16 protein-coding genes and 1 tRNA gene are annotated in these 19,362 nt (G+C 61.6%); 7 read left to right on the top strand and 10 right to left on the bottom strand.

Going from position 1 to position 19,362, the window contains the following annotated elements; genetic code table 11:
* The first annotated feature begins 221 nt into the window (after window positions 1–221).
* Together HJB84_RS03810 and HJB84_RS03805 are read left to right on the top strand one after the other, a co-directional pair.
* On the top strand, window positions 222–662 hold the full coding sequence (locus tag HJB84_RS03810; RefSeq protein WP_221115304.1) for a glyoxalase superfamily protein: 441 nt from the start codon (window positions 222–224) through the stop codon (window positions 660–662).
* A gap of 82 nt (window positions 663–744) precedes the next feature.
* Window positions 745–2,112 (top strand): MATE family efflux transporter, encoded by a 1,368-nt coding sequence (locus HJB84_RS03805; RefSeq protein WP_221115303.1) that lies wholly within the window; start codon window positions 745–747, stop codon window positions 2,110–2,112.
* A gap of 45 nt (window positions 2,113–2,157) precedes the next feature.
* Here the strand turns inward: HJB84_RS03805 and HJB84_RS03800 are convergent, their stop codons facing one another.
* The 8 genes from HJB84_RS03800 to HJB84_RS03765 form a co-directional block, all read right to left on the bottom strand.
* Window positions 2,158–2,319 (bottom strand): hypothetical protein, encoded by a 162-nt coding sequence (locus tag HJB84_RS03800; RefSeq protein ID WP_007626555.1) that lies wholly within the window; start codon window positions 2,317–2,319, stop codon window positions 2,158–2,160.
* A gap of 102 nt (window positions 2,320–2,421) precedes the next feature.
* Window positions 2,422–3,258: a helix-turn-helix transcriptional regulator gene (locus tag HJB84_RS03795; RefSeq protein ID WP_221115302.1), complete on the bottom strand. Its 837-nt coding sequence runs from the start codon at window positions 3,256–3,258 to the stop codon at window positions 2,422–2,424.
* Window positions 3,259–3,330: 72 nt separating this feature from the next.
* Window positions 3,331–3,558 carry a DUF1127 domain-containing protein gene (locus tag HJB84_RS03790; RefSeq protein WP_207583597.1) on the bottom strand — a complete coding sequence of 76 codons (228 nt, stop codon included), beginning with the start codon at window positions 3,556–3,558 and terminating at the stop codon, window positions 3,331–3,333.
* Between the two features lie 88 nt (window positions 3,559–3,646).
* The gene (gene iolB, locus HJB84_RS03785) at window positions 3,647–4,444 is read right to left on the bottom strand and encodes a 5-deoxy-glucuronate isomerase (protein WP_221115301.1); all 798 of its coding nucleotides are present in this window, start codon (window positions 4,442–4,444) and stop codon (window positions 3,647–3,649) included.
* A gap of 179 nt (window positions 4,445–4,623) precedes the next feature.
* The gene (gene iolE, locus HJB84_RS03780) at window positions 4,624–5,541 is read right to left on the bottom strand and encodes a myo-inosose-2 dehydratase (protein ID WP_221115300.1); all 918 of its coding nucleotides are present in this window, start codon (window positions 5,539–5,541) and stop codon (window positions 4,624–4,626) included.
* 64 nt (window positions 5,542–5,605) lie between these two features.
* On the bottom strand, window positions 5,606–7,456 hold the full coding sequence (gene iolD / locus HJB84_RS03775; RefSeq protein WP_221115299.1) for a 3D-(3,5/4)-trihydroxycyclohexane-1,2-dione acylhydrolase (decyclizing): 1,851 nt from the start codon (window positions 7,454–7,456) through the stop codon (window positions 5,606–5,608).
* A gap of 200 nt (window positions 7,457–7,656) precedes the next feature.
* Complete coding sequence (iolC, locus tag HJB84_RS03770; RefSeq protein WP_221115298.1) at window positions 7,657–9,591, bottom strand: 5-dehydro-2-deoxygluconokinase; 1,935 nt, start codon at window positions 9,589–9,591, stop codon at window positions 7,657–7,659.
* 92 nt (window positions 9,592–9,683) lie between these two features.
* A complete protein-coding gene (locus HJB84_RS03765; RefSeq protein ID WP_221115297.1) occupies window positions 9,684–10,559 on the bottom strand; it encodes a MurR/RpiR family transcriptional regulator in 876 nt (291 codons plus the stop codon).
* 206 nt (window positions 10,560–10,765) lie between these two features.
* Between HJB84_RS03765 and HJB84_RS03760 the strand changes: the two genes are divergently transcribed.
* From HJB84_RS03760 to HJB84_RS03745, 4 genes are all read left to right on the top strand, one after another.
* Entirely contained in the window at window positions 10,766–11,881 is a 1,116-nt protein-coding gene (locus tag HJB84_RS03760; protein ID WP_221115296.1) for a Gfo/Idh/MocA family protein, read from the top strand.
* An 86-nt stretch (window positions 11,882–11,967) separates the two neighbouring features.
* Window positions 11,968–13,185, top strand: a complete 1,218-nt coding sequence (locus HJB84_RS03755; RefSeq protein ID WP_207583604.1) for an NAD(P)/FAD-dependent oxidoreductase — start codon at window positions 11,968–11,970, stop codon at window positions 13,183–13,185.
* Between the two features lie 254 nt (window positions 13,186–13,439).
* Window positions 13,440–13,531: transfer RNA gene (locus HJB84_RS03750), tRNA-Ser, on the top strand.
* Window positions 13,532–14,096: 565 nt separating this feature from the next.
* Complete coding sequence (locus tag HJB84_RS03745) at window positions 14,097–15,104, top strand: porin (RefSeq protein ID WP_207583605.1); 1,008 nt, start codon at window positions 14,097–14,099, stop codon at window positions 15,102–15,104.
* Window positions 15,105–15,208: 104 nt separating this feature from the next.
* Here the strand turns inward: HJB84_RS03745 and HJB84_RS03740 are convergent, their stop codons facing one another.
* Both HJB84_RS03740 and HJB84_RS03735 read right to left on the bottom strand, forming a co-directional pair.
* On the bottom strand, window positions 15,209–16,105 hold the full coding sequence (locus HJB84_RS03740) for an alpha/beta fold hydrolase (protein ID WP_207583606.1): 897 nt from the start codon (window positions 16,103–16,105) through the stop codon (window positions 15,209–15,211).
* Window positions 16,106–16,169: 64 nt separating this feature from the next.
* A complete protein-coding gene (locus HJB84_RS03735) occupies window positions 16,170–18,245 on the bottom strand; it encodes a lytic transglycosylase domain-containing protein (protein WP_221115295.1) in 2,076 nt (691 codons plus the stop codon).
* Between the two features lie 211 nt (window positions 18,246–18,456).
* Here HJB84_RS03735 and dapA point away from each other — a divergent pair, with 211 nt between their 5' ends.
* Window positions 18,457–19,341 (top strand): 4-hydroxy-tetrahydrodipicolinate synthase, encoded by an 885-nt coding sequence (gene dapA / locus HJB84_RS03730; protein ID WP_207583608.1) that lies wholly within the window; start codon window positions 18,457–18,459, stop codon window positions 19,339–19,341.
* The last annotated feature ends 21 nt before the right edge of the window (window positions 19,342–19,362 follow it).

The raw sequence follows: 19,362 nt of genomic DNA, 5'->3' as shown, positions 1-19,362 counted from the left end.
CTCATTCCCAAATTTGCTCATTATCAAGTGCGCATGCGCCATTCTTGACATGTCGGCGGCGTTCGCGCATACAGAGGCCGGTTCGAGGCACCGGCCGCTCGCGGATGAAAATCCATGGTGAAGTCCTCGCGATCATGGTCACGGCCCCTTGTGCATGCTGACTGGCGGCAATGCGAGCTCCCATTCACAGTCGAAGAGCATGCCTTGCGAAGGCTCACTCCATGACGGCGAACTATCCTGCCATTGAAGAATTGAAGGCCCAGGCCAAGCGATTGCGCCAGGCGATGAACGATCGCGGCACCGCACTGACCCACAGTGCAGCCCTCGAAATGATTGCCCGCCAGCACGGCGCACGCGATTGGAACACGCTCGCAGCCCTTGCGGCAAAGCCCAATACCAGCCCGAAGACACAGCTCTTCGTCGGCGCCCATATTCGCGGCCGCTATCTCAATCAGCCGTTTACCGGCGAGATTCTGGCGCTTTCGGCCTTGCCGGGCGGCGATCTCCACAGGATCACCATCCATTTCGACGAGCCGGTTGATGTCGTCACCTTCGAGAGCTTTTCGGCCTTTCGCCGGCGCGTGAACGCGCAGATCGATGCCGACGGCGTCTCGCCGCGGAAGACCTCGAACGGCGTGCCGCATCTGGTGCTTGATCTCTAGATTGCTTTCTTTCTTTTGAGGCCGTCCAGATCCGGATGATTTAGCCGGCTCGGGCCTTGCCTCCTATCGCACGGATTTCTCCATGACCGCTCTTTCCCAAGGCAACGCCTTTCTCACCGGCTGGCTGCCGGCCGTCTTCATCAAAACGGCGGCACCGATCGTCGCGATCACCACCGTCAACGGCCTGTTCACCGTCGTCGATGCCTACTTCCTCGGCGCCTATGTCGGCCCTGACGCGCTTTCTGCCGTCAGCCTGATTTTCCCGGGGCTGATGCTGCTCGTCGCCTTGCAATCACTGGTCTCGAACGGCATGGCCAGCATCCTTGCCCGCCGGCTCGGCGCCGGCGATCGCCAAGGCGCGCGCCGAGTATTCACAGGCGCCCATACGCTGGCGCTCGCCGTCATCCTGATGCTCAACGCGGTCTACTGGACCGCGGGCCGGCAGATCATCGATGCCGGTGCTGCCGGCAACGCCGCGGTGGCTGAGGGCGCCATGCTGTTCATGGGCACAATGATCGCCTTTGCGCCGGTCAGCTTCTTCCTGTCGCTGCATCTCGACGGATTGCGCTGCGAAGGCAAGATCGGTTTCATGACGCTGGTGACGCTGTCGGCCTCGCTGCTGAACATTCTCGCCAACTGGCTGTTCATGGCCGTCATGCATTGGGGCGTGCTCGGTTCGGCGGTCGGCTCCATCACATCGCAATTCGTCTGTCTCGCAGCCGTGCTCGCCTATCGCCGGCGCCGGCCGGCGGCCCTCAGGCCTTCTTTGGAAACCGCATTGACCGAGTGGCGCGGCATCGTCGCCTTCGGCGCGCCGATGAGCCTCGGCTTCATCGGCATATCGCTGGCCTCGGCAGCCATTCTGATCAATATCTCGCTCTGGAACTCGCATGACCACGTCGCGACGATCGCCGCCTACGGCATCATCACCCGGATCATGACCTTCACCTATCTGCCGCTGCTCGGCCTCAGCATTGCCCTGCAGACGATCGCCGGCAACAATCATGGTGCTGGTCTCAAGCTTCGCGTCGGCCAAAGCCTGCAGATCGCCATGCTCGCAGCGCTCGTCTATTGCAGCCTGGTGGAGATCACCGTCGAGTTGCTGGCTGGCCGCCTCGGCGCCGTCTTCGTCGCCGATCCCGCCATTGTCGCCGAGGTCAGGCGAATTCTGCCCTGGACGATCGGCGCCTATTTTCTTTTCGGGCAGATGCTGATTCTGTCTTCCTATTTCCAGTCGATCGGCGATGCGCCGCGCGCGGCGATCTTCGGCCTGTCGCGGCCCTACCTGCTGACCCTGCCGCTCACTTTCCTGCTGCCCTTTATCTTCGGCGAGCAGGGGATCTGGATGGTGCCGGTCTTTGCCGAGGCAGGCATGTTTATCCTCGCCTTCCTTGTCCTGTCACAGAATGCAAAACGCCGCGGCTGGCGTTACGGCCTCCTGCAGGCCTGAATCGCAAGAGCCGCGCTGCGGAGCGCGGCTCTTGCCTGATGCCGTCTACTCCTTGCCTGTCGGAGCCGCCGATGTCGCCGCTTCCGCCTCGTTCAGCGCCTCGGCGCATTCCTGGCAGCAGACCTCGACCGTCTTGCCGCCGAGCTTGACGGTGATGGTCTCGGCGCCGAGTTCGCAGTCGCAGGCGGCACAGGTTGTCTTCTTCATCTGGTGATCCTCCGGTTGATCGTCCACGGATCGGGACGGGCTGATAAGATCATCGAAGACCGCAACGCCGCTGTCGAAATCTTTAGCGATCGACCTGGACCATCACCTCCGGCGCAGCTGCGTCGCGCGCTGGAATTCGGCCGGGGTCTGCCCGAAGGATTGTTTGAAGGAAGCGCTGAAATGGCTGTGGCTGGAAAAGCCGAGATCGAGCCCGAGCGCGGTCAGATCGTCGTACTCTCCGAGTAGATCGAGCGCGCGGGCAAGTCTCAGCCGCAGCTGATAGCGATAGAGCGGTGTCGCCTCGACCTGTTGGAAGACCTGGGTGAGATAAACCGGCGAGACGCCCACTTCGACGGCGATTTCGCCGAGCGTCCAGCGCCGCGCGAGATCGGAGGAAAGCACCAGCTTTGCCCGGTCGACGAGTTTCTGCCGGCCGGCGCTGGCGCCCGGCGCATGCGATGTGCGCTCGCCGAGCGAGCGGCGGACCAGCGTCAGTGCGAGTGTTTCTGCCTCCAGCGTTTCGGCGACATTGCGGCTCAAACCGTGACGCAGGAGGGCGACCAGCGCCTGTGCGCGCGGATCGATCCGTCGGCGCTGGCGGCGGAAGGAAAAAGCAGGGCCGGGCTGCACCTGATCTTTCGGCGCGAGTTCTTCGAGCATGGTTTCGTCGATTGCCAGATCGATGCAGGCGTCGCCACCTTCGATCGGATGGCTGATCCGATATCCCTGGCCGGCATTGAAGAACAACAGCTGATTGGCTTCGGCCACCGTGTCATTGCGGCCGACATGCCGCATGAAGACGCCGCGATAGGGATAGACGAGGCTTGTTGCGTGGGCGCATTCCTCGTCGCTCTTATGGCGGCACTCACCATTGCAGACGATGTCACGAATGGTGATCATCTTCGTTTGCAGGAGCGGTCCTGTTGAAAACTGCGACATTTGATGTTCCGGGTCAGGACAGGCCGCCGACGAGGCGGCCCGAGGCACAGTATCACAACTGACGCCTGTATTTTAGTAGCGACTATAGACGTGAACGTCGCTTTCTGTCTGCCCCCTGGAGAGACCGATATCTTTCAACTGATCGTCGGAAAGTTCCATTAGCGCATTACTGTTGCGCCGTTCGCCTATCTTGCGCGCCAGCCAGCGTGCTGCCGCGACGACGGCAAGAAGCAGGCCGGGACGGAAATGACGCGAAGAGCGAATATTCCGGGCCGAGATTGTGACATTCGAGCTGTGCATGGTGTCCTCCATCCGTGTTTGGATGGAGGCAGTGAACCATCAACGGCAGCTTGCCGCTGTCAGATTATTTAGCGATCTGACGCAGTCCTCACGCCTTGACCAGCCACTCGTGCTCGACGGCATTGTGGAATTTCCAGATCCGCGTCGGCCCGGCCATGACGTTGAGGTAATAAAGATCGTAGCCATGGCAGGCGGCGCAGGGGTGATAGCCTTTCGGCACCAGCGTCACGTCGCCGTCCTCGATCGCCATCGCTTCGTCAAGCGAGCGATCGTCGGTGTAGACGCGCTGGAAACCGAAGCCCTGCGGCGGATTGAGGCGATGGTAATAGGTCTCTTCCAGGAAGCTCTCGTTCGGAAGGTCGTCCTGGTCGTGCTTGTGCGGCGGATAGGACGATGTATGGCCGCCGGGCGTAATCACCTCGACGACAAGCAGCGAATGCGCCGAGCTGTCGTCCTCAGGCATGATATTGTTGACGTAGCGCACATTCGTGCCCTTGCCGCGCGTCACCTGCGCATGCGTGCCCGGCGGAATTTCCTTCGCCGGATAGGTGCCACCGCCGGGCGCCGAGCAGACGGCGAGCTCCAGATCAGTTTCAGCCGTCACCGACCACGTCGATTCCATCGGGATGTAGAGCGCATGCGGCGCGCCTTCGAACGGGTTCATGCGGCCGCCGAGCGTGCCGAAATCCTTGGTGCCTGCCGACGCCTTGCCCTTGCCGCTCACCCAGACGAGGCACACTTCGCGGTCGCCCGTCTCTCCGGAAACGGTCTCGCCCGGTTTCATCCGATGCAGGTCGAAGCCGACATAGGTCCAGCCGGCATTCTCAGGGGTGACATGCGTGACCCGGCCATGTGTGCCCGATGGTTTGACCTTGAGGTTTGGCATGGTGATTTCTCCTCGTAAGTTAGGGGGCACGGTCCCCTCATCCGGCTGCCGCCACCTTCTCCCCGAGGGGAGAAGGGATATGCCGCGCCGTCTCTTTTCCCCTTCTCCCTTGGGGGAGAAGGTGCCCGGAGGGCGGATGAGGGGGCCTCTTGCTCCAGCAGTTCGGCAGGACCTTTCAGTTATCCCTTCGGAAACCCTTCGGTCTCGACTGTATAACCCGCGGCGGTCATGACCCGCATCAATTCCGCATGGCCGATCTCGGCCATCTTCTGCGGAGGTGACTTGCGTGGATCCTGTTCTGCCTCGACAACGAACCAGCCTTCATAGCCGTGATCGGCCAGCCGCTGGACGATGGCGCCGAAATCGAGCGAGCCGTCACCCGGCACCGTGAAGGCGCCGAGCGCCACTGCGTCGAGGAAGGATTGCCGGCTGCGGTCGAGCCCGTCGACGACAGGCTTGCGGATGTCCTTGACGTGAACATGGTTGATGCGGGCGTGGTGGTTGCCGATGGCGCGCAGCACGTCACCGCCGGCAAAGGCGAGATGGCCGGCATCGAGCAGCAGCGGAATGCCTGCGCCCGAAGAGCGCATGAAGGCGTCGAGTTCCGGCTCGGTTTCGACGACGGCGGCCATATGATGGTGATAGGAGAGCGGCATGCCCTGTTCGGCGCACCATTCCCCAAACTCGGTGACGCGGCGGGCATAGGCCTTCATCTCGTCGTCGGAAAGGCGCGGCTTGGTCGCGAGCGGCTTGGACCGGTCGCCCTGGATCGAGCGGCCGACCTCGCCATAAACGATGCAGGGCGCATTGACCGCCTTGAACAGCTCGATCATCGGAGCGATGCGGTCTTTGTTGGCGGTAAGCTCCTCATTGACCAGCGTGCCCGAGAACCAGCCGCCGCACAGCGTCACGTCGGCGGCGCGCAGGATGGGCAGCATATCCTGGGGATTGCTGGGGAAACGACGGCCTTGCTCCATGCCGGTAAAACCGGCGCTGCGCGATTGCCGAAGGCATTCCTCCAGCGATACGTCGTCGCTAAGTTCAGGAAGATCGTCGTTCCACCACGCGATGGGCGACATGCCGAGTTTGGCCTTCATCACATTCTCCTTAAAAGCACTGCAGAAGAGCGGCTCCGCTCCTCCGAAAAATGACAGCAGTAGATTAGCCGATGCGCTGGGCGGCGCGTGCGTCGACATAGCCCTTGCGCGCCTCGTTGACCTGTTCGCGGGGGCTGACCTCCGGCACCGCGACATCCCACCAGTGGCCACCGGCCTCCGTGGTAACAAGCGGATCGGTGTCGATGAGGAAGACCGAGGTGCGATCGTTCTTCTTCGAACCGGCGATCGCCTGCTCCAGCTCGGTGATCGAGCCGACCTTGACGGCAATGGCGCCCATGCTTTCGGCATGCGCGCGGAAATCGATCTCCGGCATCACCTCGTGATAGGAGTCCTTGAGCAGATTGTTGAAGTTGGCGCCGCCGGTGCCCATCTGCAAGCGGTTGATGCACCCATAGCCGCGATTGTCGAGCACGACGATGTTCAGCTTGAGGCCGAGCATGACCGAGGTCGCGATCTCGGAGTTCATCATCATGTAGGAACCGTCGCCGACCATGACGACGACATCCCGTTCGGGATGCGCCATCTTGGCGCCGAGCCCGCCGGCAATCTCGTAGCCCATGCAGGAAAAGCCATATTCCATGTGATAGCTGCCCGGCGCTGTCGCCGGCCAGAGTTTGTGCAACTCGCCGGGAAGGCCGCCCGCAGCGCAGAGTACCGTCGTATTCTCGCCGCCGATCGTGCGCGCCACCGCGCCGATCACCTGGGCGTCGGAGGGCAGGGCGGCATTGGTCGTCGCCAACGCTTTAGCGGCGGCCTCCATCCAGGCCGTCTTCTCCGCAGCCGCCTTTTCGGCCAGTGCCGCCGGCGCCTTCCAGCCGGAAAGCCCCGCCGAAAGCGCCTTCAGCCCTTCGCGGGCATCGGCCACCAGCGGATGGCTGTCATGCTTCACCGCATCATAGGCGGCGATATTGAGACCGATCATCCTGAGGCTGTCGTTCTTGAACAGCGCCCAGGAGCCGGTGGTGAAATCCTGGCAGCGGGTGCCGACGGCGATAACGAGATCCGTCTCTTCGGCAATCGCATTCGCCGCAGACGTGCCCGTGACGCCGACCGAGCCAAGCGCCAGCGGATGGGTCTCGTTGATCGACGATTTGCCGGCCTGGGTGACGACAACCGGAATGGCGTGGGCCGCGGCAAAGGCGGCAAGCTCCTTCGTCGCCTGCGAATAAAGCACGCCGCCGCCGGCAACGATCACCGGCTTCTGCGAGGCCTTGATCAGCGCGATGGCATTCGCCAGCTCGTCGGCATCCGGTTGTGGCCGGCGGGTCGTCCAGACTTTTTCATCGAACAGGCTTTCCGGGTAATCGCAGGCTTCCGCCTGGACGTCCTGGCAGAGCGACAAGGTCACCGGGCCGCAATCCAGCGGATCCGTGAGCACTTGCATGGCGCGCTTCAGCGCCGAAATGATCTGCTCGGGCCGGGTGATGCGGTCGAAATAGCGCGAAACCGGACGGAAGGCATCATTGGCCGAAACCGTGCCGTCGCCGAAATCCTCGATCTGCTGCAGCACCGGATCTGGCGCGCGGTTGGCGAAGACGTCGCCCGGCAGGAAAAGAACGGGAATACGATTGACATGCGCGACGCCAGCGGCTGTCACCATGTTCAGCGCGCCGGGGCCGATCGAGGTGGTGCAGGCCATGAAGCGCGTGCGGAAATTCGCCTTGGCATAGGCGATCGCCGCATGCGCCATGCCCTGCTCGTTGTGGGCGCGATAGGTCGTCAACTCTCCGCGCACCTGATAGAGCGCCTCGCCCATGCCGGCGACGTTGCCGTGGCCGAAGATCGCCCAGACGCCGCCGAAGATCGGCACCTTTTTGCCGTCGACAATAGTCATCTGCTTTTTGAGGAAATGTGCGACGGCCTGCGCCATCGTCAACCGTATCGTCTTGCCCATCGGGGCCTCCCGAACTTTGAACTCTCTATCTATCTTCCCCTCCCCAACCCGTCTCCACAAGGGGGAGGGGCCAATCTGCCGGGCTCTCTGCTTCGCGCCGCAACGTTTCATCCTCGGGATGCTCGCTCATGGCGTGAGGTGATGCCTCAAGTTAAGTCCCTCCCCCTTGTGGGGAGGGGTTGGGGAGGGTCTTAATTTTCCTACTGACGCTCGCGCGTCTTCAGCCACGCCTCTGTCAACTGCCGGAAGCGGCCGGCCATATCGGTGATCGCTTCCTCGTCGTTCATTGCGCCCGAAAGCCAGGCGCGCGCCGCATCGGCAAAGATCGTTCGGCCAACGGCAAAGCCCTTCACCGAAGGAGCAGCCAGCGTCGCCTCGAAGCAGGAAATCAGCTCGTCGGCGGGCGCCTCGAGCCCGAGCAGTACGATACCGCGGCACAGGGGATCATTTTTGGCGATCACCGCATCGATCTTCTTCCAGGCTTTGCTCGATGCCTGCGGCTCGAGCTTCCACCAGTCAGGCTTGATGCCGAGTGCATAGAGCTCTTCCAGCGCGGTTGCGATCGTATCGTCCGTCAGCGGTCCGTTCTTGCCGGCAATGATCTCCACCAGCAGTTCGCGCCCGACCTTGCGGGCCGCCTCGAACAGCGTGCGCAGCTTCTCCTGTTGCTCGGTCTTCAATTCGGCCAGATCATCGGGATGGTAGAAGCACAGGCACTTGATGCAATGGCCAAGCGGCCATTCCACAAGCTGCGAGCCGATATCCTGGCTGAATTCGAAGCGCAGCGGCTTCGAGCCCGGCAATTCCACCGGCCGGCCGATCCACGAAAAATTCTTCGCCGCCGCATCGAAGAAGGCGTCACGGCCGAAACGTTCGTCGATCAGCATGCCGTAGCCGTCGCGGCCATTCGAAACCCGCGACGCGGCGGCGACCGCCAGCCGCTTGAAGGCGACGATCTTTTCGTGGCCGACGCCGAGTTCATCGGCGACGCTGACGAGTTGTGAACGATGATCGATCGCCAGCGCCATCAGCAGCGGGATTTCGCCGCGCCGGGTCGATGCCCAGTGAATATGATTGATCGCCTCGTCCTTACGCAGCGCCCGGTGTTTGCTGCCACTCGTCAGGAAGAAGTCGAGTTCCGCCCAGGTCGGATATTCCGGCGAGCAGAGCAGGCGGGAGACGGCAAAGGCGCCGCAGGCATTGGCCCAGGTGGCGCAGGTCTTCAGCGGCTCGTCACGCAGGAAGCCGCGCAGGAAGCCGGACATGAAAGCATCGCCGGCGCCGAGCACGTTGAAGACTTCGATCGGAAAACCCTGGCCGACGATGCCGGCTTCAAGATCGTCGGCGATCGGCCCGTCATAGACGATGCAGCCCATGGCGCCGCGCTTGAGCACGATCGTCGCCGGCGACAGGCGACGAATCTCCTTCAGCGCGCCGAGCACGTCGTCGGCGCCGGAAGCGATCAGGATTTCCTCTTCGGTGCCGATGATGAGGTCGCAATCCGGCAGCGTCTCCTTCATCTTCGAGGACACCCGGTCGGATTTCACGTAGCGCTCGAAGCCTTCCGCATGGCCGGCAAGGCCCCAGAGGTTCGGCCGGTAGTCGATGTCGAAGATCACCTTGCGGCCGTTCGCCTTGGCGATGCGAATCGCCTTGCGTTGCGCGGCCTCGGTATTCGGCCTCGAGAAATGCGTGCCGGAAACGAGAACGGCGCGCGACGATTTGATAAAATTCTCATCGATATCGCCTTCATCGAGCGCCATGTCGGCGCAGTCGGACCGATAGAAGATCATCGGCGACACCCCCTCGGCCTCGACCGCAAGCAGCACCAGCGCCGTCAGCCGCTCCTTGTCGGTGACGATACCGTCTGTTGCCACACCTTCGCGCGCCGACTGCTCGCGGATGAAGCGTCCCATCTGCTCGTCGCCGACGCGGGTGATGAGACCGGATTTGAGGCCGAGCCGCGCCGTGCCGATGGCGATATTGGCCGGGCAGCCGCCGACGGACTTGGCGAAGGAGGCAATGTCCTCCAGCCGCGAACCGATCTGCTGGCCGTAAAGATCGACCGAGGAGCGGCCGATAGTGATTACATCAAGCGCCGGCTCCGGCTGTGAGCTCGGATTCGATTGTACCATGATGTCCTCCCGCTAGATTTTGCGCGGCTTCCAGTGCCTGCGAATTTTCAATAATGAAACATCGGTTCCGTTATTTTGTCAATTCGGAATGTTTATTCCATTTTCGCTTTTCCAGCTTTTGGATGCTGAAGCTTGCGGCGCCGTTCGGCGATCGCCACCGGAAGCGCCATGGTGAGCGCCATCGAGGCAGAAAGCGAGCGGAAGCCGGCGAAATCGGCTTCCGCCACCTCGAACCAGTGCGTGGCGCAGGCGGCAAGCGGCGAGAACGCCGAATCGGTGATCGCGATGACGGGGACGCCGCGGTCGGCAAGCTCCTGGCTCTGGCTGAGGCTGTCGGCCGCATAGGGCGAGAAGCTCGCGGCGATCGCTGCATCCTTCGGTGTTGCGAACTGCACCATTTCGGGGTCGACGCCGTTCGGCGAGGCGACGATCTGGTGGCGGATGTTGAGCTTGGAAAATGCGTAGGTCATGTGCGCCGTCAGCGGGTAAGAACGCCGTTTGGCGATCAGATAGATCGTTTCGGCGGCGGCAAGGATACTCACCGCTTTCGTGAACGTATCGCTCTGCACCGTCGCCGCCAACCGGTTGACCGACTGGCTGGCCGCGGCAATGAAACCGGAAAGCAGATTGGCATCCTCGTCGTCGCCGCTCGTTTGCTCCAGCGTGACGAGCCGCTCTTCATAGCTCAGGGTTCGGTCGCGCAGCCTTTCGCGGAAGATGCTCTGCAGGTCGGAAAAGCCTTCGTAGCCCAGATGATGCGCCAGGCGCACCAGCGTCGAGGGCTGGACGTCGGAGGCGGCTGCAATGCTTGCCGTCGTGCCGAAAGCGATCTCGTCGGGGTTGCCGAGCGCGAAAGCGGCGACCTGCGCCAGCCGCTTCGGCATGTTCGCCTTGCGCTCGATGATGGTGCTGCGCAGGCTTTCGAAATCGCGCGGCACACGCGCCTGCCTCTGGGGATCGTTATCCATGCTTGCTGCCCGCGAGATGAAACAAATATTCCATATTATTGAGCATAGACGATTTCAAATCACACGCCTAATTGTTTTTAATCCTCTGTAATTGAAGGGTTTTGAACAATTTTTCGGGAAAAACGCGAAAATGCCTGCGGACAACTCTCTTGTCAAAATGATCCAAATATTCCAAAAATCTGCGCGCAGCTTTGGAGGAGACGGAAATGAAGTCACTTGGCATCGGTTTGATCGGCACCGGCTACATGGGCAAATGCCATGCGTTGGCGTGGAATGCGGTGAAGACGGTGTTCGGCGATGTCGAGCGTCCGCGTCTCGTGCATCTGGCCGAAGCCAATGCCGGGCTGGCGCAGACGCGGGCCGGTGAATTCGGATTCGAGAAGGCGACGGCCGACTGGCGGGAACTGATCGCCGACCCCGAGGTCGACGTCGTCTCGGTCACCACGCCCAATCAGTTCCACGCCGAGATGGCGATTGCAGCCCTCGAGGCCGGCAAGCACGTCTGGTGCGAAAAGCCGATGGCGCCCGCCTATACCGATGCCGAGCGCATGCTGGAAACGGCGGAGCGTTCCGGCAAGGTTGCCGCCCTTGGCTATAATTACATCCAGAATCCCGTCATGCGGCACATCAAGATGCTTGTTGGTGAGGGTGCCATCGGCACGGTCAACCATATCCGCGTCGAGATGGACGAGGATTTCATGGCCGATCCCGATGTCTTCTTTTATTGGAAGAGCGAGCTTTCCGCCGGCTACGGCGCGCTCGACGATTTCGCCGTGCACCCGCTGTCGCTGCTCTGGTACCTCTTCGGCCATGTCGAGGCCGTCATAACCGACATGGTGAAGCCCTATGCAGACCGACCGCTCAGCGACGGTGGCCGTCGCGCCGTCGAAAACCACGATGCCGCCAACGTGCTGATGCGGCTTGGCGGCGGCATCTCCGCTGTCTTGATGGCGAATCGCGCCGCCTGGGGCCGCAAGGGCCGCATCGCCCTGCAGATTTATGGTTCGAAAGGCTCGATCGTCTACGACCAGGAGCGGATGAACGAATTCGAACTCTATCAGGCCGAGGGTCGCGGCTCCGAACAGGGTTTCCGCAAGATACTGGCGGCGCCCGCCCATCGGCCCTATGATCGGTTCATCCCAGCGCCCGGCCACGGCCTAGGCTTCAATGATCTGAAGATTATCGAATGCCGCGAGCTGATCCGGGCGATATCGGGCGAGCCGTCGTCGATCGTGACATTTAAAGACGGTCTCAGGATAGAGAAGTCGGTGCATGCCATGGCACAGTCCTTCCACGAGCGTCGCTGGATCGAGATCGGCTGAAGGTAAGAAGCCGCTTTCCGTTGACGGCGCGCAGAGCAGGGAATAGGCCTTGGCGCGGTTGTCGGCGCATTTTCGGGAGTGAGATCGTGACGGATAGACTGGTGATCATCGGCGCGGGACAAGCCGGCTTCGCATTGGCGGCCAAGCTGCGTGCCTTGAAGGACGCGCGCCCGATCACCCTTATCGGCGCCGAAGACGTGGCGCCTTATCAGCGCCCGCCGCTTTCGAAGAAATACCTGCTGGGCGAAATGACCTTCGACCGCCTGCTGTTCCGCGCCGACCACTGGTATGCCGACAATAACGTCGATCTTCGCCTTTCGACCTGGGCCGAGCAAATCAAGCCGGACAGCAAACAGGTTCTGCTGCAGGATGGCTCTGTTCTCGATTACGGCACGCTGGCGCTCGCCACCGGCTCGACGCCGCGCCGGCTGCCGGCCGCAATCGGCGGCGATCTCGAAGGCGTCTATGTCGCCCGCGACAAGCGCGATGCCGATCTGCTCGCCGACGAGATGCGCCCCGGTCGCCGCGTCCTCATCATCGGCGGCGGTTATATCGGCCTCGAGGCGGCAGCCGTCGCCCGCCACCGCGGCCTTGAGGTCACCGTCATAGAGATGGCTGACCGCATCCTCCAGCGCGTCGCCGCGAAGGAGACCGCCGACATCATGCGCGGGATCCATGAGACCCATGACGTGGTGATCCGCGAGAAAACAGGGCTCAAGCATCTGGTCGGCAGGGATGGCCGCGTCACTGGCGCCGCCCTGTCCGACGGATCGGTTATCGACATCGACTTTGCCGTCGTCGGCATCGGCGTCGTGCCGAATGACCAGCTCGCCAAGGAAGCCGGCCTCGAAGTCGCCAACGGCATTGTCGTCGACGAATTCGCTCGCACCTCCGATCCGGCGATCTTTGCCGCCGGCGATTGCGCAGCTCTTCCCTGGCAGGGTGGCCGCATCAGGCTCGAATCGGTGCAGAACGCCGTTGACCAGGCCGAAGCGGCGGCCGCCGTCATCGCCGGTGGCAGCGAGCCATATGATCCGAAGCCGTGGTTCTGGTCCGACCAGTATGATGTCAAGCTGCAGATCGCCGGCTTCAATCTCGGTTATGACGAAACGCTGCTGCGCCCCGGCGCCCGCGAAGGCGCCCATTCGATCTGGTACTTCAGGCAAGGCCTGCTGATTGCCGTCGATGCCATCAACGACGCCAAAGCCTATGTGACCGGCAAAAAGCTGCTGGAATCCGGGACCAACCCCGACAGGTCGATTCTCGCCGACCCCTCCGCCGACCTCAAGCGCCTGCTTGGCTGAGCCCAAGACCGATCGTCGCAACGAATCACAGCCAGCGGAATCGCCGTGCTCGGCTCGCCGATGATATCGAACGCCGGGCAGCAAAGCTCAGCTTCTTCGCTAAAGAGAACGAAGCGCGATCAAATTCCGCGGATCAGCCCAGGAAATGCGGTCTGTTTAAGCAACCGGTCGAAATGCCGGCCACTGCATTTCTTCTGGTGAAACCTGAAAAAACCCTTGCATTCACAGACCGGTCACCATAGTTAGGCCGCACCGGAGAGGTGGCCGAGTTGGTCGAAGGCGCTCCCCTGCTAAGGGAGTATACGTCAAAAGCGTATCGTGGGTTCGAATCCCATCTTCTCCGCCATTTTGATTTTTCCCAGCTCAAATCGATTCTTACTGTCCGGCAGAGAACCCCCTTCGCTTGGGTAGGTCTCGCGGCTGCGCGATGAGAAAAATCGCTCCGCTCTGGGCGAGAGAATCGCCGGCGGGAATCACCGCCCGCTCCCATGCCCCGGCAAGCGGCGAAACCGGTTCTGTGCATGTCCGGTTACGCTTGCCGCAGTGGCGATATCTCCTTCAGCATCCGGATTTCGTCAAAAAGGCGTCCCAAATATGTTGCGCAGCCCATGTCCAGTTCATTGTTGATCCGACCTAAGCCGCCGCAAAATCAGGGTTTTCTTAACAAAGCATAAAGGAAATCGCGGCCGGTGGCCCGACTTGTGTCCTTTCAGCAACAGAATGTCGGGAAGGCTCCCCCAAAACCCCCGTCCGAGTAAGTTGGTGATTGCGTGACGGCTTCCGTCTTGTATTTTCAGCGTCGGAAGCAAGGGCGACTGATCGTCCACTTCTTCAAACACGGGGATGGGGCAGGGAACGCTGCTCAGCGAAAGATCCCAAACCCGATCGAAACTTTGAATTGGAGGTCATTTATGAACATCAAGAGCCTTCTTCTCGGCTCCGCTGCTGCTCTCGCAGTAGTTTCCGGTGCTCAGGCTGCTGACGCTATCGTTGCTGCTGAGCCGGAACCGGTTGAATACGTTCGCGTCTGCGACGCTTACGGCACCGGCTACTTCTACATCCCGGGCACCGAAACCTGCCTCAAGATCGAAGGCTACATTCGTTTCCAGGTCAACGTTGGCGAAGATATCGGCGGCGATTCTGACTGGGATGCGGTTACCCGCGGTCAGGTTCAGTTCACGGCCAAGAGCGATACCGAGTATGGTCCGCTGACCGGCGTCATCGTCATGCAGTTCAATGCTGACAACGCCACCGATCAGGAAGCCAAGCTCGACTCCGCTTACCTCGACGTCGCCGGCTTCCGCGCCGGTCTGTTCTACAGCTGGTGGGACGATGGCCTCTCCGGCGAAACCGACGATATCGGCTCTCCGGTTACGCTGCATAACTCCATCCGTTATCAGTACGAAACCGGCGACTTCTATGCTGGCATCAGCGTCGACGAGCTGGAAGACAGCCCGTTCTATGATGGCGAAGAAGCCAACAACGTCGGCGTTGCAGTCGGTCTCGGCGGTAAGGCTGGTGCATTCAGCTACCAGATCACTGCCGGCTATGACACCGACAATGAAGAAGGCGCCGTCCGCGCAATGGGTACGGTTGAAATCGGTCCCGGCACGCTCGGCCTCGCAGCTGTGTACGCCACCAACCCGAACGCTTACTACAACGCGGCCGAATGGGCGATCGCTGCAGAATACGCCATCAAGGCGACTGACAAGCTGAAGATCACCCCTGGTGTTCAGTACTACAGCGACTACGGTGTTGACGGCAGCGACTTCGCCGACGGCGATGCTTGGAAGGTTGGTCTGACGGTTGATTACCAGATCGTCGACAACTTCTACGCCAAGGCTTCGGTTCAGTACCTCGATCCGGAAGATGCTGACGACTCCACGACGGGCTACTTCCGTCTGCAGCGTTCGTTCTAATCTGATCTGATTTCGGTCAATCTGGAAAGCCCGGCTCTCGAGCCGGGCTTTTTGTATTTCGATAAATGGCAGGGATAGCTGCCGGATGTCCGGCGTCAATCAGGCTATCCGCAGGAGGCGAGAAAAGCTCGAATAGCTGCGGGAAGATTGCTGAGATGCAGGAGGGGTGCATGTCCTTGCCCTTCGACAGCATGCAGGATCAACCTTGAATGCCGCCGTGCCATTTCGCCCGCGGTCTCCTTTGAGAGCAGAGACGTATTTTCGCCACGGATCAGCATGAGCCGAAATCGGCTCAGGCTTTCGAATTGCTCCCAGAGATCGGGTAGCGGCTGGCTGAGATCGACCGATTTCAGTGCCTCCGCGATCGCCGGATCGAAATCGGCGACCGGCCTTCCGCCGATGTCGCGATAAATGGCACGTGCCATCTCGCGCCAGTCGTCGCTTTCAAGCGCGGTGAACGACGCGCCATGATTTTCCTTCAATATATCGGCCGCGGCGTTCCAGTTTGCCGGCCTTCTGCCGCCGTTGAGATAATCGCGGATCCGCGCCAGCCCTTCGGCCTGGACCACAGGCCCGATATCGTTGAGGATGACGGCTTCGAGAAGATCCGGCCGTGTCGCCGCGATCAGGTGCAGGATCAGCCCGCCCCGAGACGTGCCGATGAAGATCGCCCTCTCGATTCCGAGTGCCGCGCAGGCGGCAACGACGTCGCCGGCCTCCATCGTGAGATTGTAGTTCGCCTTGTTCTCATCCCAGGCCGAGTTTCCCCGCCCGCGCGAATCGAGCGCGATGACCCGGCGCGGTTCTGTCATGTCCCCGGAGAGAAGCAGCGCAAGCGGGTGAAAATCCCGCGTATTGCGGGTCAGGCCGGGCAGGCAGACGACCGGCAGTCGTCCCGCGGTTGCCGCCTCGCCGGGCCGATAGTCGCGGGCATAAAGCTTCAGCCCATCCGAAGACGCGTAAAATCGTTCCTGGAAACCGCTTGCATCCGTATCCGGCATCGCATCCCTCGAGAGTTGTTGATCCCGCAGATGTAGCCTGCTTCTCGAGCCGCGCCAAACGGCTTCAGGAGGCGCTGCGACCGCCGATCAGGTCGCGCTCGATATCGGTCGGCTGGCCGAGACGGGCCTTGTAGACCTCGTAATTCTCCATGACCCGCTGGACGTAGTTGCGCGTTTCGGGGAAGGGGATGCGCTCGATCCAGTCGACGATCTCGTCGATCGACTTGCCGCGCGGATCGCCATAGCGGCCGATCCATTCCGGTACCCGCTTCGGTCCGGCATTGTAGGCGATGAAGGTGAGAATGTAGGAGCCGCCGAAGGCGTCGATCTGCTCGCCAAGGTAATGCGCGCCGAGTGTGGCGTTGTAACCGGCATCGGCCGTCAGCTTGTCTTTCGAATAGGCGATGTTATGGCGCTTGGCCACCGCCTGGGCTGTCCCCGGCAGAAGCTGCAGCAATCCCCGCGCATTCGCCGCCGAAACGGCGGCTGGGTTGAAGGCGCTTTCCTGCCGGGCGATGGCATAGGCGAGTGCCTTGCCGGAGCCGGAGATATTGGCATTCGCCGGGATGACGCCGACAGGAAAGGCGAGTGCTGCGACGTCGATGCCGCGTCCATAGGCGATCTTGCCGATCTGCAGCGACAGATGGTGATCGCCGGATTGCTCAGCCTGTGCCGCAAGCACAGCCAGTTCACCCGGGCTCTGCAGTTGATCGGCGAGCGCCAGATAGAGAATGTCGGCCCGCCATCCGTGGCCTGCCGCCTCCAGCCGGGCGATCGCCTGCACGGCTTCGCGTCTCTGGAAGCGTTGCCGGTCGTCCGCGGTCGGCGAGGGATAGGTAACGTTCAGCGTCTTTCGCCCTAACCGTTCCGCCGCGAGCTGGCCATAGAAAGTGCCGGGAAAAGTCGCAGCCTTCGCATAGAATTCGCCGGATTTGCCAGGACCTCCGGCCTCCGCCGCTCGTCCCAGCCAATACCAGGCGCGTGAAACCGAGATCGGCCCGTTTGACGTCTGGAGGATCTTGCGGAAGTGTTGTTCCGCGGCAGCCGGATCCTGCAGGCCGCGAAGCGCGTACCATCCGGCATGGAACTCAGCCTCGACGATATCCGTCGGGCTCGTTGCGGCGTAATTTGCGACGATGCGATAGGCCGGCTTGAACTGTCCCTGGTCGACGAGACCACGGCTGACGATACGCTGCTCGTTCCACCACTCGCCCGAATTGACAAGGTCGCTGCGCTCGGGCGGCATCTGCTCCAGAAGTGCTGCCGCCTCGGCATATTTGTCCTGCTTGCGGAGATATTCGATTCGCGCAAACAGCAAGCCGGCATCGCCGCGCCATCTGGCATCGACGGTATCGAGTAGCGCGCCGGCATTGCCAGCCTTGGCGTCGACGGCAGACCAGGCCTTGTAGAGCGACTGCGCCTGGCCCATGTCTCCAAAGCGCTTAGCCTGCGCCACTCGGCCGCGATACATCAGATAGTCCATCCGCGCCTTGTGGTCGGCGGGCGTCAGCAGCGCCGAAAACTCGATGAGCATCTTATCCTCGATCGCCTTGTCGAGAGCCTCTCCACGCCAGACCCTGCGGATATATTTTGCCGCCTGCGCCTGCTTGCCCGTTGCAATCAGCGCCCGGCCGAGGATGACGGCGCCCTGCATCGTCTCAGGTGCGGTATCGCCGAAGGCGGCGAGCACGGCTGATGGGGCGGGGTTTTCATCATAGAGCGCGCGTTCGGAATAGGCGCGCAGCCGCGAAAGGCCCGGCCAGCTCTTGAGCTCTTGCGCAGCACTGGCGATTTCATAGGAGGGAACGCCCTTCAATCCGGAAACGGCGATCGCCCAGGTGAGGATATGGCGGTCGAGCGTATCGTCGCGCATGCTGTCGCGGATCGACAGCGCTAGCTGCGGGTCCTTGTCGGAAAGCGCGTCGAGGCCGGCTTTCAGATCGTTGTTGACTGGCGCGACTGCCGGATTGCGCGGAATGGCGCCTGTTGTGATCGATTCCGGTATGGCCGTCTCAGGAATGAAGCCGAGCGGCTTGACAGCAGGCACGGGCGCGCTCTCGCCGGGAAGCGGCGACGCTACACCGCCCCACGCGGCGGCAATGAAGCCGAAGGCGGACAGAATCAAGACAGCTTTCTTCATCCGGGATCTCGCAACGAAAACACGCCCTGCCATTTGGCTAGAGGCATCTTAACGAAACCTTACCGTACCAGGTAAAATTCATTCACATCTGCTATCGGAATTGCCCTAAACCGAACTCTACGCGCTTGTCGCGATGATTTCGGCGCTCTATGGTGCGCAAAATATTCATGGAATGCGGCCGAAGCAAGGATTTGGTCGTGAGGAGCTTTGCATGTTCAATGGGTCCATTCCCGCCCTCGTCACCCCCTTCACGGATGCCGGACTGATCGACGAAGACAGCTTCGCCGCGCATGTCGACTGGCAGGTCAAGGAAGGCAGCCGGGGTCTCGTTCCTGTCGGCACGACGGGCGAATCCCCGACGCTGTCGCATGCCGAGCACAAACGGGTGGTGGAACTCTGCATCGAGGTTGCTGCAAAACGCGTCCCCGTCATGGCCGGCGCCGGCTCGAACAATACACGTGAGGCGATCGAGCTTGCCCAGCATGCCCAGAAGGTCGGTGCGGACGCAGTTCTGGTCGTCACGCCTTACTACAACAAGCCGACGCAGAAGGGCTTGATCGCGCATTTTTCGGCGATTGCCGAGGCCGTCGATCTACCGATCTATATCTACAACATCCCCGGCCGCTCCGTGGTCGACATGACGCCGGAAACGATGGGTGCGCTCGCCAAAGCCCACAGGAATATCGTCGGGGTCAAGGATGCGACGGGCAAGATTGAGCGTGTCTCCGAGCAGCGCATCACCTGCGGTTCGGATTTCAGGCAGTTGTCCGGCGAGGATGGGACGGCGCTCGGCTTCAACGCCCATGGCGGTGTCGGCTGTATTTCGGTAACGGCCAATGTCGCCCCGCGCCTCTGCGCCGATTTCCAGGCGGCGACGCTGGAAGGCAACTATTCGAGCGCGCTGGAATATCAGGATCGGTTGATGCCGCTGCATAAAGCGATCTTCCTGGAACCTGGTCTTTGCGGCGCCAAATACGGGCTCTTCAAGCTTGGTCGTATGAGCCGCAACGTCCGCTCGCCGCTGATTTCGACGCTGGAACCGGCAACGGAAACGGCGATCGACGCCGCCCTGCGCCACGCCGGGCTTCTGAACTGAAGAGACCGGCCGTCTTCACAA

The organism is Rhizobium sp. NZLR1b, assembly GCF_019685155.1.
In the GTDB taxonomy this organism is placed as follows: Bacteria; Pseudomonadota; Alphaproteobacteria; order Rhizobiales; family Rhizobiaceae; genus Rhizobium.
Note: the sequence above shows the minus strand (reverse complement) of the source record. Positions and strands in the feature narration are given on the sequence as shown.

Bases quoted from the DNA above. Each gene is read 5' to 3' on its own strand.
- HJB84_RS03745 (WP_207583605.1), top strand. From the start codon at position 14,097: ATGAACATCAAGAGCCTTCTTCTCGGCTCCGCTGCTGCTCTCGCAGTA.
- dapA (WP_207583608.1), top strand. From the start codon at position 18,457: ATGTTCAATGGGTCCATTCCCGCCCTCGTCACCCCCTTCACGGATGCC.
- HJB84_RS03800 (WP_007626555.1), bottom strand. From the start codon at position 2,319: ATGAAGAAGACAACCTGTGCCGCCTGCGACTGCGAACTCGGCGCCGAG.
- iolD (WP_221115299.1), bottom strand. From the start codon at position 7,456: ATGGGCAAGACGATACGGTTGACGATGGCGCAGGCCGTCGCACATTTC.
- HJB84_RS03760 (WP_221115296.1), top strand. From the start codon at position 10,766: ATGAAGTCACTTGGCATCGGTTTGATCGGCACCGGCTACATGGGCAAA.
- iolC (WP_221115298.1), bottom strand. From the start codon at position 9,591: ATGGTACAATCGAATCCGAGCTCACAGCCGGAGCCGGCGCTTGATGTA.
- HJB84_RS03735 (WP_221115295.1), bottom strand. From the start codon at position 18,245: ATGAAGAAAGCTGTCTTGATTCTGTCCGCCTTCGGCTTCATTGCCGCC.
- HJB84_RS03790 (WP_207583597.1), bottom strand. From the start codon at position 3,558: ATGCACAGCTCGAATGTCACAATCTCGGCCCGGAATATTCGCTCTTCG.
- iolE (WP_221115300.1), bottom strand. From the start codon at position 5,541: ATGAAGGCCAAACTCGGCATGTCGCCCATCGCGTGGTGGAACGACGAT.
- HJB84_RS03810 (WP_221115304.1), top strand. From the start codon at position 222: ATGACGGCGAACTATCCTGCCATTGAAGAATTGAAGGCCCAGGCCAAG.
- HJB84_RS03805 (WP_221115303.1), top strand. From the start codon at position 745: ATGACCGCTCTTTCCCAAGGCAACGCCTTTCTCACCGGCTGGCTGCCG.
- HJB84_RS03795 (WP_221115302.1), bottom strand. From the start codon at position 3,258: ATGTCGCAGTTTTCAACAGGACCGCTCCTGCAAACGAAGATGATCACC.
- iolB (WP_221115301.1), bottom strand. From the start codon at position 4,444: ATGCCAAACCTCAAGGTCAAACCATCGGGCACACATGGCCGGGTCACG.
- HJB84_RS03740 (WP_207583606.1), bottom strand. From the start codon at position 16,105: ATGCCGGATACGGATGCAAGCGGTTTCCAGGAACGATTTTACGCGTCT.
- HJB84_RS03765 (WP_221115297.1), bottom strand. From the start codon at position 10,559: ATGGATAACGATCCCCAGAGGCAGGCGCGTGTGCCGCGCGATTTCGAA.